Genomic DNA, 14446 nt, shown 5'->3' with positions numbered 1-14446 from the left:
CGAGGTTGGGGGGAGCTGAGCTTCATGGCCCGTTCCGGTCCCACATTCGACCCGGACGGTCTGACCGCCGCGCAGCGCGACGGAGAGGCCTGCGTCGTGTGCCACAAGAAGTGGCCACGGCCGAGGGCCCACGTCGGACGGCTGCCGGACGACTCGCGGGTGTTCGCGTGCGACGACTGCGTACCGGCCTTGCGGATCATCCCGCAGCCGGTGCGCCGGCGAACCACCGCGCGCCGGCAGACCAGGCGAAGCGAGAGCCTGACCAGAGCCTAATTGGAGAGCGTCCTGAGTCCGGGGGGAGCCCAGGACGCTCATGGAGACGCGCGCCCGGCGGGGGCGGCCGGGCGCGCGTCTCTTCACCTGTCCGGGGTCGGCGGCGGACACTCCGCGAGCGTGCGCGGCACCGGAAGGTCAGTCGCGGGCGTCCCGCCAGGCGCGGTTCCAGTCCGCGTAGTCGGCGCAGCTCTTGTTGTTCACGCAGCTCGCCGCCGGCATCCGGGCGAACATCACCTTGCTCAGGTAGTCGCGGTCGCCCACGTGGTAGGCGCTGCAGAACTGCGGGCGCAGCCGGTCACGGGCGCAGGCGTCCGGGTTCGCGGGCGCGACGCCGTCCCACTCGGCCACCTGCTGCTGCACCTCCGGAGAGCTGGCCCAGTTGAGCCACTGGTACATGCAGTTGGGGTGGTCGGCGCGGGGGCTCATCATCCACGCGTCCATCCAGCCGGTCACGCCCTCGCGCGGCGTGACGCCCGCGACCGGCCGTCCGCTGCGGCTCAGCACGTCGACCTGGTACGGCCAGACCTCGCCCAGCGCCGCGTCGCCGGTGGCGAACGCCGCGATCGCGTCCGAGGGGTTGAGCCAGTAGGTCTTCACCATCGGCCGCTGCTTGTCCACCAGCGCGGCCGCCGCCGCGAGCTGCTTGGGCGTGAGCGCGAACGGGTCCTTGATGTGCAGCTTGCGATTGTGCGACCGCAGGTAGAGCGCGGCATCGCCCAACGTCAACGGACTGTCGCGCACGACCAGGCGCCCGGAGTACTTCTTCGCCTGAGCCGAGTCGAACAGCGCCGCCCAGCTGTCCGGCTGCGGGCGCACGGTGCGCGGGTCGTACATGAGGAGGTTCGCCCCCCAGGTGAACGGCACGGCGTAGTGCTTGCCCTTCACGGTGAGCTGGGAGCGAAGCTCGGGTTCGAGATCCTTGTAGTCGTCGATGAGATCGGTGTTGATCGGCACCGCCTGCTTGGAGGCGATGAGCTCGCCGGCGATCTCCGGTGTGGCCGCGACCCCGTCGTAGTGGAGGTCCGGATTCGACATCAGGTCGAGCATCTCCTGCGGGTTCGCCGCGTACTTCATCTTGACCTGACACTTGGTCTTCTTCTCGAACGGAGTGATCCAGTCGACGCGCGGGTCGTTCCCGCCGCTCTCGGCGTAGCCGTTCCAGCTGACGAGGGAGACCAGACCCTCGCCCTGGCCCATGGTCTGCGCCGCACGCACCTCTTTGGTGCGCCGGCCGTCGTCGGCGCCCCCGCCGCTGCAGCCCGCGAGACCGAGTGCGGTGGCCGCTATGGCCGCCGCGAGCATCCGCGAACGCCTCATGCCGCTCCGTTCGTCGCGTTGAAACCTCTGCCGGTGAGCGTAACGACGTACGTGAGCGAATGCGTACGGGGTCCGGTTCGACACGGTCGGAGATGCCGGGGCGGGCGGCCGGCCGGAGAAAGGAGAAGGCCCGGACAACCGCGCCGGGGGCTACGCGGTTGTCCGGGCGTCATGCGGCCTCGGGTGAGCACCCCTCTGCAGTCACGCCTGTCACGGAGGTGTTGGAGGGGGAGGCGGCGCGACTGAAAATCGCTCGCCCGAGACCGCGGCTCTGGAGGCGGCGGCGGGAGCCACGGCGGTCGACGGCCGGCGGATGGACGGTCATCGCGGGCCGCCGGGCCACGCGGCCGCCGGCACCCGGCCCGCCCGTGACGTCACGGCCTCGCCGAAGAGAATGCCGCCCGGCTGCGATGACGGGTCCGGCACACGGCGACGCGCCTGGATGACCTCGATCGACTCGACCAGCTCCTTCACGTTGATGGCCTCGATGAAGCGGTCCGCTCCCCGCTCGTGCGGCGGGAGCGCCCACCAGTGACGAGTCGCCTGCCCGAACCAGATCGTCCAGTGCGGGTAGCGTGCCGCCAGCATGGCCAGTAACGAATACGGCTGCTGGTCGAGCGATTCGTCGGCAGACATGGAGGGCTCCCTGACGACCGGGGAACGTCTTATTTTTTGCGAGAAGCAAAAGTCGACAGTACGAAGTGTGTCGTATGCCACAGAGGAGGTCAAGGGGCCTAGCTATTATTTGTAGTTTGCCCAGTCAACGAAGTCAGGCAGGGCAAAAGCGCTGTTCAACGCCACGCTCGGCGTGGCGACAGGAACGATCTTCCCCGCCGTCCGCAGACCACGTTCGGGGCGGCACCGGCCGGGCCACCCTCCGTCTTGGACCTGTTGAGCGGTCCCCCTGAGGCCATGGTGACCTACTCTGTGGCCGGTGACCACCCTCCGGGGCCGCCCCTTCTCGGCCACATCACCGTGGACCGTGTTTCGCCCCGCCCGGAAAACCGGTGGCGCACCTCGCGAAAATCAGGTCCCCATCTTTTTTCGGCTCGTGGAATCACGGAGCTGAGGGCTGGGGCGCAAAATGCCGTAAGGAACGCGACTTTTATGGCCCTTCACGAGGACGCCGGGCCGGCGGACGACGGCCGGAGCAGGCTCACCATGGCCGCAGGCGTCCCCGGACGACGCTCACCGACATCCGGGCCGCGAGATTCGGACGGACGGACGACGTGGCGGCAGCCGGTCCGTGAACTCGCCGGCGGCCCTCCCGGCCTCCGGCGGCGAAGAATGAGGAGCGGGGGGCCGCCCGCCGTGGCTCGCCCGCGCCGCGGCGGGCATCCGCCGGCCGTCGCGGAGGGCCCGGGCCGGACAAGCCGGACCGGGCCCTCGCACCACCAGATCACCGATCGCCTTCCCCCGGAAGCGCCGTCATCCCGCTATGTAGCCCGGCGTCACGAGATAGGGCCACCAACCGCTGGGCTGGGAGTCCCAGAGATAAAGCTGGTTGCCCTTCAGATTGGCATTGATGATCATGTTGTAATTGTGCACGTTGGACAGAATATTGGTATATCCGACCCCGGCATCGACGAGGTTGAAATACCATTCCTCGTTCGTCTGACCGACCCACGCCCACGTGTCGAGAGGGACGTCCGACTTCCATCCGTGGTCTTCGATCACCTGAACGCCGGAACTACTGTAGGTGTGCTTGTTGCCCATAACGACGGGCCCGCTCAGATACCAGTAGTACCAGTATTGGGTGGCCGACCCGTTCCACGTCCACTGATCGACCACCGATCCGTTGTATTTCGTGGAATTGTAGATCTCCATATAAAGGCTACAGCCTTCGCCCAGACAGTTACCCGCCTGGACCCATGTCTCGTTGGACGCCTGCAGGTCGGCGGGCGCGGGCGTGTCGGCCACGGCCGGGCCGTTCACGGCGGCCACGAGAGCCAACGCCGCCGTGAGCACGGCCAGTCTCTTACGTCCCGAACACTTTGAGATCACGATGCAGCTCCTTATTGACGGCGAGTGAGAACCGATGCTCTGTACGACGTGCGAATCAGTGGGAGAGGACGCTGACCGCCGTCCGGTACCACATTCGGGTGACGGCAGCCGCTTTGTTCAGCTCGGCTCCGCGCGCGGTGATGAGCCGCTGCTGGTACTCGGCCTCCACCGCGGTCCCCTTGTCCGGGAGTTGCGTCTCCTGCCTGCACTCGCTGTCGGCCGCCGCCGTCTTGAGCTCCTGTTGACGAATTGACGAGCGCGTGAGGTCCCCTCGCCATCGGGTGTCGTTCTCGGCCGTGGACGGAGAGTCGTAGCGGTATCCGCGCGCGGACATGCACGATGACCACGCGTGGACGACCGTGCTCACTCGCGCGTCCTTCTCCGCGGACAACTGCGCCGTCAACGCGAGTCCTCGCGGGTCGACGGTGAGATCGGGGGCGCCCTTGTGAAGCGTGGAAACCGCCTTCTTGGTGCATCCGCCGAGCGGTACGTACCGCCCGTTGGGCAGAGTGCCTCCGCCGGCCGCCACCACGGCGGCCTGTTGCGCCACGGGGGCCGACTTCCCGAGGACGACCGCGGGCGCGTCGGCGGGGGGCCTGGTCAGCCGCGGCCGCGGCGACGGCCCGGCGGGGCCCGGGGTCGCGTTCGCACGACCGGTGCCCAGCCGCGGTGCCGCCTGCGGAGCGGTCTGCCTCGACACCGCGTTGTTCAGCGTGTCGTAGCCCGTCGAGCGCGCGGCGGCGATGGGCAGCGGCTTGAACAGGCGGGAATCGATTCCGCTCGTGCCCGGTACATGAATGCTGTCGGCGACGGCGGCCGGGACGCCGTAGTCCAGAGCGCACTGACGCTCGAGTTTCTGCTGCGCCCGCGCCAGCGTCTCCACCTGGCCGTCGGACAACATGTAGGAGTCGAGCGGCAGCCGGCCGTCGTCCCGTGACGCCGATGCGGCCGAGTAATGTTGCGTACCACACCCTGCGAGCAGCACCGACGCGGAAATCGCCAGAATTCCCGGAATAATACGGGCTCTGCCTGAACGGCACCGGACTTCCTCCACCTTTACCTCCACTCGGGTTACCACTTCGGGGCGTACCGAAGGCACGCCCGGCGCTGGACGGGATTACGGCCGTCAAGGACTCGCGGGCCGCGGCGCCACCTGCTTCGTCTCCGCCACGGCGTCGCCGGGAGCCGGCCACGGTTTTCGGCACGAAGATCGATGCGTCGGCCGGCGGCGTCATCGGAGGAGATCGCGAGCAGTGACATCAGGCGGACGAGCAGCGCCGGCGGCGACGGACGGACATGACCCTGCCTTCCTTCTGCTCGCGGGATTCGACGAGCAGCGACATGATGGGGCCGCCGCATTGCGGGAACCTTGCGCCGTACGAGCGCCATGGTCCGGGAGGCCGCGAAGGTCCGGCGGCCCGGTGCACGCCGACGAGGGCGCGGAGGACGTCGTTCGTGGTCACCGGGCACGAGGTCACCGTGGGCGCCCGGGTCAGCACCTCGCGTAATTTATAACCTAATGATCTAGACCTGACGTCATTTACTAACTAACCTATCTTGAGTAAACGTCAAGGCGGGATTGACAGGATGCGCCAATGGCGCGCCTGCGGCTCATTGCTGAAATGAGCGAGAATGATTAGATTCGACCTTCTGGGTACGTTTATCATTCAACACGATGGCACCGTCACGACCATTGGCGCAGCGAAACAGCGTGCCATCATCGCGCTTCTCCTGATCAGCAGGGGGCGCACCGTCTCCACGACCCGGCTCATCGCCGAGCTGTGGGGCAACGACGCACCTCCCTCCGCCCAGGGAACCCTGCTGTCACTCGTCTCGAGAATACGGCGTTCGTTCACTGTCGACCCCTGCATGGACAAGCTCCTGCTGAAGCAGGGAACGGGATACAGACTGGCTCTCGGCGATGCCTTCCTGGTCGACTTTCACGAGTTCGACGAAAGGGCCGCCCGAATCCGTTCGCGGTTCGCGGAAGACCCCACCGAAGACATCGACGACGCCGTCGCCGAGGCCCTCGGACTCTGGCACGGCGACGCTTTCGCCGACATCCCGTCGACACCGCTCGTATCAGTCGAGGCGGAACGACTGGAACAATCCCGCCTCGAGCTCTTGGAAATGCGCGCCGAGAACTGGCTCACGCACGGACGCCACGCCGACGTGGTCGAGCAGAACCGGCCACTGGTCGCGGCCCATCCGTTACGAGAGCGCCTGTGGGAACAGCTGATGCTCGCGCACCACCGCGCGGGTCGTCGGATCGAGGCACTACGGGTCTATGAGAGAGCACGGTCCACGCTTCTCTCCGAACTGGGTGTGGGACCCGGACCGGACCTGCGGCTGCTGCACCGTCAGATCGAGGAGCACAAGGTCCCCGACCGGCGGCCGACCGAGCTCACCGTGACCGCCAGGGTGCCTCCCCGGCAGCTCCCGCCCGACATCGCCGACTTCACCGGCCGCGAGGAGGCGCTGGCGGCCGTGGACCGGCTGCTCGGTTCGCCCACGGGCCGCAAGGCCGTTCCGGTGGTCGCGATCTACGGCATGCCCGGCCTGGGGAAGACGACGTTCGCCGTGCATGTCGCCCACCGCCTCAGCGGCGCCTATCCCGACGGCCAGCTCTTCATCGACCTGAAGGGCGCCCAGGAGCAGGTTCCGACCCCCTACGAGGTCATGCACGCGTTCCTGCGCGGCGTCGGCGTCACCGAGCAGAGGATTCCCCTCGACTACGGCGAACGGATCTCCCTGTACCGCAGTGTTCTGGCGGGGCGTCGCATTCTGATAGTCCTGGACAACGCCGCGGACGAGGCGCAGGTCGAGCCGCTCGTGCCCGGCAGTCCGACGTGCGCGGTCCTGGTGACGAGTGGCCGGCGTCTGTCCGCGCTGTTCGGAGCGCACCAGCTGCGCCTCGACCTGTTCAGCCACCAGCAGGCCATCCGCTTTCTCCGCGACGTGATCGGCGCCGACAGGGTCGCGCGGGAGCCCGAGTCATCGGCGCAGATCGTCGAGTTGTGCGGCCGGCACCCGCTCTCGTTACGCATCTGCGCGACACGCCTCGCCTCCCGCCCGCACCGGTCCCTGACGAGCCTGTGCCGGAGACTGGCCGACAGGGACCTCAGGCTGGCGGAACTGGCCTACGGCAACCACGACGTGCGGGCCGGCTTCGGTCTCTCCTACGCCTCCCTCGACGAGGCCGGCCGCCGACTGTTCTGCCTTCTCGGGATCCTCCAGGTGGAGGACTTCGCCTCCTGGCTCGCCGCGCCACTGCTCGACGTCTCGATCCACGAGGCCGAAGCCCGGTTGGAACTCCTCGTGGAAAGCCAGTTGCTCCACGTCACGCAGCAGGAGGGCGCCGGTGAGCCCCGTTACTACTTCCACGAACTGATCCGCCTGTACAGCCGCGGTCTCGCGGAGCACACCCTCTCGGTCGCGGAACGTTCCCAGGCGCTCGCCCGGGTGACGGGCTTCGCGGCCGGACCGGGGCCCGTCTCCGGTGGCCTCCGGCCCGGCCGCCGCGCCGCCCTCAGCCGTTCGTGGGGAAGCCCAGGTTGACCCCGCCGTGCTCGGGACCGAGCCAGCGGGCGGTGATGACCTTGCCCCGCGTGTAGAAGTGCACTCCCTCGGTGCCGTGGACGTGGGTGTCGCCGAACAGTGACGCCTTCCAGCCGCCGAACGAGTAATACGCCATGGGCACCGGGATCGGCACGTTCACGCCGATCATGCCGACCTCCACCTCGTTCTGGAACCGGCGGGCGGCGCCGCCGTCGTTGGTGAAGATCGCGGTGCCGTTCCCGTACGGGTTGTCCGCGATGAGCCTCATGCCCGCGTCGTAGGACGGCACGCGTACGACCGACAGGACCGGGCCGAAGATCTCGTCCCGGTAGCAGGCCATCTCCGGCGTGACGTGGTCGAGGACCGTCGGCCCGAGCCAGAAGCCGTCGCCCTCGGGCAGCGGGTGCGAGCGCCCGTCGACGGCGAGCGTCGCGCCCTCGGCGACGCCCCCGTCGAGGTAGGAGGCCACCTTGTCGCGGTGCTGCCGGGTCACCAGCGGGCCCATCTCCGCGTCCGGCGACGTGCCCGGGCCCACCCGGAGACCCGCGACCCGTTCCTTGATCTTGGCGACCAGCTCGTCGCCCACGGGGTCGACGGCGACCAGCGCGGAGATCGCCATGCAGCGCTCCCCCGCCGACCCGAAGCCCGCCGAGACCGCGGCGTCGGCGGCCAGGTCGAGGTCGGCGTCGGGCAGGACGAGCATGTGGTTCTTGGCCCCGCCGAGCGCCTGCACCCGCTTGCCGTGCGACGTGCCCGTCTCGTACACGTACCGCGCGATCGGCGTGGACCCGACGAAGCTCACCGCGCGTACGTCCGGATGCGTGAGGAGGGCGTCGACGGCCACCTTGTCTCCGTGCACGACGTTGAACACGCCGTCGGGCAGGCCCGCCTGCTGCCACAGCTCGGCGAGCCGGACCGCCGCGGACGGGTCCTTCTCCGACGGCTTGAGCACGAAGGTGTTCCCGGTCGCGATCGCCACCGGGAACATCCACATCGGCACCATCGCCGGGAAGTTGAACGGCGTGATGCCCGCCACGACGCCCAGCGGCTGGCGGATGGAGTAGGAGTCGACCCGGGTCGAGACGTTCTCGGAGAAGCCGCCCTTGAGCAGGTGCGGGATCCCGCAGGCGAACTCCACCACCTCCAGCCCGCGCGCCACCTCACCGGCCGCGTCGGACCGCACCTTGCCGTGCTCGGCGCTGATCAGCGCCGCCAGCTCGTCCCGGTGTTCCCGTACGAGCTCACGGAAGGCGAACAGGACGGAGGAGCGCTTGGTCAGCGAGGTGTCGCGCCACGCGGGGAACGCCTCCTTGGCCGTCGCCACGGCCGAGGAGACGTCGTCCGCGGTCGCGAAGTCGACGTGCGCGCTCACCTGCCCGGTCGCGGGGTCGTACACGTCGCCCTGGCGCTCGGCCGTGCCCGTCCAGGGCTTTCCACCGATCCAGTGGGTGATGCGAGTCATGAGTCCTCCTTCGTTGGAGGGAGTGACCACTGGCGCGTGCCTTTTGATCCCCTCGCTGCGCTCGGTCATGAGATCTCTTCCAGTGCGTCGATGAGAATGGCCAGGCCCTCTTCGGCCTCGTCTTCGGTGAGCGTGAGGGGCGGCGCCATCCGGACGGTGTCGCCGTACAGGCCACCCTTGCCGATGAGCAGCCCGCGGGCCTTCGTGGCCTCCAGCAGGCGTTTCGCCGCCTCCGGAGAGGACAGCTCGACGGCGAACATCAGGCCCTTGCCGCGCACGTCGGTGACGACGTCGAGCCGTGCGCCGGCGGCCCTGAGCCCGTCGATGATCCGCTCCCCGACCTTGGCGGCGTTCGCCTGCAGGTCGTGGTCGAGGATGTAGTCGAGCGTGGCGTTCGCCGCCGCGGTGGAGATCGGGTTGCCGCCGAACGTCGACACGCCGTTCGCGTGCAGCGCGTCGAGCAGCTCACCGCGGGCGACCACGCCGCCGATCGCGAAGCCGTTGCCGAGCCCCTTGGCGAAGGTCATCATGTCGGGCGTCACACCGTGGTTCTGGATGCCCCAGAAGTTCTGCCCGGTACGCCCCCAGCCCGTCTGCACCTCATCGGCGATGAACAGGATGCCGTGCTCGGCGAGGACCTCCTGGTACGCGGCGTACAGCCCGTCGGGCGGCGCGGTGAAGCCGCCGACGCCCTGGATAGGCTCGGCGATCAGCGCACCCACGTCACCGCCGACGACGGTCGCGAGAGTGTGCCGCAGGTCGTCCACGCACACCTTGATGTAGTCCTGGTCCGACAGCCCGCGGAACTGGGCGAGGTGCCGGTCGCAGCCGTGCAGGAAGTAGACGCTGAGCGGCGACAGGGCGCTGTTCTTCCACGAGGCGTTGGCGGTGATCGCGATGGCGCCGAACGACCGGCCGTGGTAGCTCTGCCGCATCGCGAGCACCTGGTTGGTCTTGCGCGCGTACGTCGCGAGCAGCAGCGCCGTCTCGTTCGCCTCGGTGCCGGAGCCCGTGAAGAACACCTTGGCGTTCTCGATGCCGGACAGCCGGGCGATCTTCTCCGCCAGCTCCACCTGCCCGCGCATGAGGTACAGCGTCGAGGTGTGCACGACCCCGGTCGCGAGCTGGCGCTCCACGGCCTCGCGCACCTCGGCGATGTCGTAGCCCAGGGTGTTGGTCACGATGCCGGCGAAGAAGTCGAGATAGGTACGGCCCTCGGCGTCGGTGACACGGTTGCCCCGGCCGCTGACGATCTCGATGGGCTCGTCGTAGTAGAGAGTCACCCAGGTGGGGATGACCGCGCGATGGCGTGCAAGCAAGTCCGACATGTCTAGAGTCTTCCTGTCCTTCCGTACCCCGCGCCAGGCCGCACAGTGTCAGGAATCGCGATCGGCGCCTGGCAGGCTGTCATACCCGGCGAGCCTCGGTCACAGCGCGTTCAGGCGCCGGGCGAGATGGAAGTCGTGCTCGGTCAGGCCACCGGCGGCGTGGGTGGTCTGGGTGAGGACGACGGTGTTCCACCGGATCTCGATGTCCGGGTGGTGATTGAGCTCCTCCGCCACCTCGGCGACCCGGTTGACGTACGCCATCGCCTCCCTGAAGTCCTGGAATTTCACGGTGCGGACGATGGCGTCCTCGGCGAGCTCCCAGCCCGGCGTCTCGGCCAGCTCGCGCTCGATCTCGGCCACGCTCAACCGCTTCATCTCGGCACTCCTCACTTCCGTTTCATACCATCAGGAATGTGCTGCCCACTTTGGCCGACGTCTTGCGCCTGGACGCGGTACGACGAGGCGAGCCACGTGTCGTGGCGGGCGCGGACCGGCTCGACGCACGCGTACGGTGGGTGCACAGCGCCGAGGTCACCGACATCGCCCACCTGCTGCGCGGCGGCGAGCTCGTGCTCACCACCGGCATCGCGCTGCCGGACGAGCCGGACCGGCTGCGCAGGTACGTCGCCGAGCTGGCCGAGGTCGGTGCCAGCGGCCTCATCGTGGAGCTGGGGCGCAAGTACGCCAGCGCGCTGCCGGCCGCGTTGATCTCCGCGGCCGAGGAGTACGGGCTGCCGTTGATCGCCTGGGCGCGTGAGACGCCGTTCGTCGACGTCACCGAGGCCGTGCACGCCCAGATCATCGACGCGCAGCTCGCCGAGCTGCGCGCCTCGGACAAGCTGCACGAGGTCTTCACGCAGCTGTCCGTGGACGGGGCACCGCCCGACGAGGTCGTCCGTCAGGTGGCCCGGCTGTCCGGCCGTCCGGTGGTGCTGGAGAACCTCGCCCACCAGGTGCTGGCCGCCGACGCCGCGGGCGCCGACCCCACCGAGCTGCTGGCGAGCTGGGAGACCCGCTCCCGCGCGGTGCGCGCGGAGGAGCGCACCGCCTACGACGCGTCGTCGCAGTGGCTCGTGACCGTCGTCGGGGCGCGCGGCGAGGACTGGGGACGGCTCATCATCGCCGGGGAGGGGCCGCCGTCCCCGCGCGACGGCGTCCTGATCGAGCGCGCGGCGACGACCCTCGCGCTCGGTCGTCTGCTGGACCAGCACGCCCAGAGCCTCGAACGCCAGGCCCACGGCTCGATCATCGCCGGGATCCTCGCACACGCCTACTCCGACCCGCAGGAGGCCGCGGCGCGCGCACGTGCCCTCGGCGTGCCGCTCACCGGGCGCCGTCTCCTCGGCATCGTGGTGCTCCCCTGCCCCGCCGGTACGGCCGAACTTCCGCCGCTCGCGGAGCTGGCCGACGCGACCGCCGCCGCCTGTCGTGACGCGAGCCTCGCCGCCCTCGTCGGCACCCTCGACGAGGGCTCGCCCCAGGCGCGGGTCGGCGTCCTGGCCTCGCTGCCCGCCCGCGCCGAGGACGAGCGGATCCTCCGTGAGGTGGCCAAGCGGCTGCGCGCCCACCACGCCGTCGGAGGGGCTCCGGAGGCCGGGCACGGTTTCGTCATGGCGGCCGGGTCGATCGTCGAGTCGATCCGCGACGTGCGGCGCTCGTTCCTGGAGGCCGAGCAGGTCGCCGACGTGGCCGCGCGGCGAGGCGACGACCGGCCGTTCTACCGCCTGCCCGACCTGCGTCTGCGCGGGCTGCTGCACCTGCTGCGCGACGACGCCCGGCTGCAGACGTTCATCGAGCGCGAGCTGGGCCCACTGCTCGCCCACGAGGCGCGCCGGGGCGGCGACCTCGTCCAGATGCTCGCGCTCTACCTCGACAGCGGGCGCAACAAGGCGCTCGCCGCCCAGCGGGCCCACCTGTCACGCCCGGCCCTGTACGAGCGGCTGCGCCGGATCGAACGCGTCCTCGACACCGACCTGGAGGACGTGGAATCCTGCGCGTCGCTGCACGTCGCCCTCCTCGCTCTCGACTCCGTACGAAGGGACCGCTCTTGAGCGAGCGAAGCGAGCGACGGCCAAGGAGGAGGACCCTTGAGACAACGCGCTCGTGACCTGGGGATACGAATCGGCACGGCGGACACCGGGCCGGCGAACGCGATCACCGACGTGGCCGGTGTCCGGGTCGGCCACACCACGATCGTCCGGGGCGACGGGCCGCTGCGGGTCGGCGAGGGCCCGGTCCGTACCGGTGTGACGGTGATCCTGCCGCACGACGGCGTGCTGGAGGACGAGCCGCTGTACGCCGGGTACCACTGGCTCAACGGCAACGGCGAGATCACGGGCACCGCGTGGATCCACGACGGCGGCATGCTCACCACGCTCATCGGGCTGACCAACACCCACAGCGTCGGCGTGGTCCGCGACGCGCTCATCGACCTTGAACGCCGGGGCCGCGGGTACGGCTCCTGGGGGCTACCGGTCGTCGGCGAGACCTGGGACGGCGTCCTCAACGACATCGACGGCGCCCACGTGACCGCGGCGCACGTACGCGAGGCGTACGAGGCGGCGGCGCGGAGCGGACCCGGCGAGGCGGTCGCCGAGGGCAGCGTCGGCGGCGGCACCGGCATGATCTGTCACGGCTTCAAGGGCGGGATCGGCACGTCCTCGCGCGTGGTGGAGGGCGGCTGGACGGTCGGCGTGCTGCTGCAGGCCAACCACGGCCGGCGCGAACGCCTCACCGTCGACGGCGTCCCCGTGCGGATCGACGACGTGCCGCCCCCGGGTCCGCCGGCGATCGAGGGAGCGGGCTCGGTGATCGTGATCGTGGCGACCGACGCGCCGCTGCTCCCGCACCAGTGCCGGCGGCTGGCCCAGCGGGCCGGGCTGGGCATTGCCCGTACGGGCGGCGCCGGGGAGAACTTCAGCGGCGACGGCTTCCTGGCGTTCTCCACCGCCAACCGCGGCCGGCTACCCGCCGACGCGCCCGGCGCGGAGCCGCCGCAGGTCTTCCAGGTCGACGTGCTGGCCGACGCCCACCTCACGCCGCTCTTTCACGGTGTGATCGAGGCCACCGAGGAGGCCGTGGTGAACGCCCTGCTGGCGGCCGAGACGATGACCGGCCGCGACGGCGTCACCGCGTACGGCCTGGACCCGGACCGCCTGCTGGAGTTCGTCGGGCGGCCGGGCCAGAGCCGATGAACCCGAGCCGATGAACCCGAGCCGATGAACCCGAGCCGGTGATCAGGAGCCCGTGGTGACGAGTTCGGTCTCCGGGATCGCGGTCTCCTTGGCCGGGCGCGACACGCGGCGTGCCCACGGCATCGCCAGCAGCAGGAGCGGGATCACCGCCACCGAACTGATCGCCCACCACTCGTGGTTCTTCCACCAGCCGTTGTCGTCGAACTGGGTGAGGTAGAGGTACCCCAGCCCGGCCCAGATCGCGGCCAGCGTCATGGCCGGGCGGCTCCAGCGCGTCGGGCGGGCGCACAGGAACGGAACGAACCACAGGAGGTACTGTGCGCCCATCCGCGGAGTCACGATCATGAACGCGAGCAGGATCGCCGAGGTCTGGTCGATCCGGTCCGAGCGCCACCACAGCCACATGACCAGGGCGATCGTGGAGTAGAGGATGACCTGGCCGATCGAGGCGGCGGCCGAGGCGAGCTGCCAGTCGCCGCCGGTCATCACGGCGGTCCAGCCCCACTCGCCGACGATGGGGCGTACCTCACCGAGATAGCGGGCGACGTCGAGGATGCCCGACCACGAGCTGTCCACCACCAGCGGCAGCGTCACCAGGAAGAACACCGGCACCGCGCCGGCCGCGAGAAGCCCGTACAGGCGCTGGCGCCAGGAGGGCAGCATGGCCAGGAGCACCGGCAGCAGGATGATCGGCCAACTCTTGGCCGACAGCGCGAACCCGAACAGCGCGCCCGCCCACGCGGCGTACATCGCGGCCCGGTTTCCGGCCTCGCCGTGCGGTGCGGGCGTCGCACGTGCCACGACGTACGCGCCGACGAGGAACATGAGGGCGACGGGTTCCACCTGGCCGTGGATGATCGCGATCATCAGGGCGATCGGGTTGCAGGCGTACTGAAAGCGCGCCTGCGCCTGGTACTTGCGCCCGGCCAGCTTGCCGACCAGCACGATCAGGACGGCGTCGGCCACGAACGTGACGACCCGGCCGGCGACCTCCCACGGCAGCCCGGTGGCCAGCACCAGCGCGTAGAAGTAGGGGATCATCGGCAGGAAGTGCCACGAACCCTGAGTCGCGAGCACCGGATCCTGGTGGTGCAGGATGGCGCGCCCGGCGTGCCGGAAGCCCTCGTTGTAGTCGACCGGCTGCCATGCGGCGGTGGCGGCGAGGACCAGGAGGATCAGCCGCAGTCCGATACCCACCGCGAGGGAGGTCCGCAGCGATGGCCGCCAGCCGCGCCACTGCGCGAGGACGGCCATGATCAGGCCTGCTACCAGGACGAATGCTACGAATACAGGATGGTCCATCGTTA

12 protein-coding genes are annotated in these 14446 nt (G+C 69.6%); 4 read left to right on the top strand and 8 right to left on the bottom strand.

Annotated features, from left to right (window positions below):
• Positions 1 to 24: 24 nt before the first annotated feature.
• Positions 25 to 273 carry a hypothetical protein gene (locus OG417_RS17185; protein ID WP_329256592.1) on the top strand — a complete coding sequence of 83 codons (249 nt, stop codon included), beginning with the start codon at positions 25 to 27 and terminating at the stop codon, positions 271 to 273.
• Between the two features lie 138 nt (positions 274 to 411).
• Here the strand turns inward: OG417_RS17185 and OG417_RS17180 are convergent, their stop codons facing one another.
• The 4 genes from OG417_RS17180 to OG417_RS17165 form a co-directional block, all read right to left on the bottom strand.
• Positions 412 to 1593, bottom strand: a complete 1182-nt coding sequence (locus OG417_RS17180) for an ABC transporter substrate-binding protein (protein ID WP_329256590.1) — start codon at positions 1591 to 1593, stop codon at positions 412 to 414.
• Between the two features lie 321 nt (positions 1594 to 1914).
• On the bottom strand, positions 1915 to 2229 hold the full coding sequence (locus OG417_RS17175) for a hypothetical protein (RefSeq protein ID WP_329256589.1): 315 nt from the start codon (positions 2227 to 2229) through the stop codon (positions 1915 to 1917).
• A gap of 792 nt (positions 2230 to 3021) precedes the next feature.
• Positions 3022 to 3561 (bottom strand): RICIN domain-containing protein, encoded by a 540-nt coding sequence (locus OG417_RS17170; protein WP_329256588.1) that lies wholly within the window; start codon positions 3559 to 3561, stop codon positions 3022 to 3024.
• A gap of 91 nt (positions 3562 to 3652) precedes the next feature.
• Positions 3653 to 4651, bottom strand: coding sequence for a hypothetical protein (locus tag OG417_RS17165; RefSeq protein ID WP_329256587.1), 999 nt, complete (start codon positions 4649 to 4651; stop codon positions 3653 to 3655).
• Between the two features lie 578 nt (positions 4652 to 5229).
• On the opposite strand from OG417_RS17165, the gene OG417_RS17160 reads away from it, so the two are divergent.
• Positions 5230 to 7155: an AfsR/SARP family transcriptional regulator gene (locus OG417_RS17160; protein ID WP_329256586.1), complete on the top strand. Its 1926-nt coding sequence runs from the start codon at positions 5230 to 5232 to the stop codon at positions 7153 to 7155.
• On the opposite strand, the gene OG417_RS17155 is transcribed toward OG417_RS17160, so the two are convergent.
• From OG417_RS17155 to OG417_RS17145, 3 genes are all read right to left on the bottom strand, one after another.
• A complete protein-coding gene (locus OG417_RS17155; protein ID WP_329256585.1) occupies positions 7127 to 8617 on the bottom strand; it encodes a CoA-acylating methylmalonate-semialdehyde dehydrogenase in 1491 nt (496 codons plus the stop codon). The genes OG417_RS17160 and OG417_RS17155 overlap by 29 nt on opposite strands.
• A gap of 65 nt (positions 8618 to 8682) precedes the next feature.
• A complete protein-coding gene (locus OG417_RS17150; RefSeq protein ID WP_329256584.1) occupies positions 8683 to 9945 on the bottom strand; it encodes an aspartate aminotransferase family protein in 1263 nt (420 codons plus the stop codon).
• A 99-nt stretch (positions 9946 to 10044) separates the two neighbouring features.
• Positions 10045 to 10320 (bottom strand): 4a-hydroxytetrahydrobiopterin dehydratase, encoded by a 276-nt coding sequence (locus OG417_RS17145; RefSeq protein WP_329256583.1) that lies wholly within the window; start codon positions 10318 to 10320, stop codon positions 10045 to 10047.
• Between the two features lie 38 nt (positions 10321 to 10358).
• On the opposite strand from OG417_RS17145, the gene OG417_RS17140 reads away from it, so the two are divergent.
• Entirely contained in the window at positions 10359 to 11996 is a 1638-nt protein-coding gene (locus OG417_RS17140; protein ID WP_329256582.1) for a PucR family transcriptional regulator, read from the top strand.
• 36 nt (positions 11997 to 12032) lie between these two features.
• Positions 12033 to 13139, top strand: a complete 1107-nt coding sequence (locus OG417_RS17135) for a DmpA family aminopeptidase (protein ID WP_329256581.1) — start codon at positions 12033 to 12035, stop codon at positions 13137 to 13139.
• A 42-nt stretch (positions 13140 to 13181) separates the two neighbouring features.
• Here OG417_RS17135 and OG417_RS17130 read toward each other — a convergent pair whose 3' ends face one another.
• Positions 13182 to 14393: a hypothetical protein gene (locus tag OG417_RS17130; protein WP_329256580.1), complete on the bottom strand. Its 1212-nt coding sequence runs from the start codon at positions 14391 to 14393 to the stop codon at positions 13182 to 13184.
• Positions 14394 to 14446 lie beyond the last annotated feature (53 nt).

The sequence above is a fragment of the Actinoallomurus sp. NBC_01490 genome (assembly GCF_036227085.1).
GTDB lineage: Bacteria > Actinomycetota > Actinomycetes > Streptosporangiales > Streptosporangiaceae > Actinoallomurus > Actinoallomurus oryzae.
The sequence above is the reverse complement of the archived record's forward strand: the minus strand, read 5'-3'. Positions and strand labels throughout refer to the sequence as shown.

Excerpts from the sequence above, each read along its gene's own strand:
- OG417_RS17185 (WP_329256592.1), top strand. The coding sequence starts at position 25 with ATGGCCCGTTCCGGTCCCACATTCGACCCGGACGGTCTGACCGCCGCG.
- OG417_RS17180 (WP_329256590.1), bottom strand. The coding sequence starts at position 1,593 with ATGAGGCGTTCGCGGATGCTCGCGGCGGCCATAGCGGCCACCGCACTC.
- OG417_RS17175 (WP_329256589.1), bottom strand. The coding sequence starts at position 2,229 with ATGTCTGCCGACGAATCGCTCGACCAGCAGCCGTATTCGTTACTGGCC.
- OG417_RS17160 (WP_329256586.1), top strand. The coding sequence starts at position 5,230 with ATGATTAGATTCGACCTTCTGGGTACGTTTATCATTCAACACGATGGC.
- OG417_RS17155 (WP_329256585.1), bottom strand. The coding sequence starts at position 8,617 with ATGACTCGCATCACCCACTGGATCGGTGGAAAGCCCTGGACGGGCACG.
- OG417_RS17150 (WP_329256584.1), bottom strand. The coding sequence starts at position 9,945 with ATGTCGGACTTGCTTGCACGCCATCGCGCGGTCATCCCCACCTGGGTG.
- OG417_RS17145 (WP_329256583.1), bottom strand. The coding sequence starts at position 10,320 with ATGAAGCGGTTGAGCGTGGCCGAGATCGAGCGCGAGCTGGCCGAGACG.
- OG417_RS17130 (WP_329256580.1), bottom strand. The coding sequence starts at position 14,393 with ATGGCCGTCCTCGCGCAGTGGCGCGGCTGGCGGCCATCGCTGCGGACC.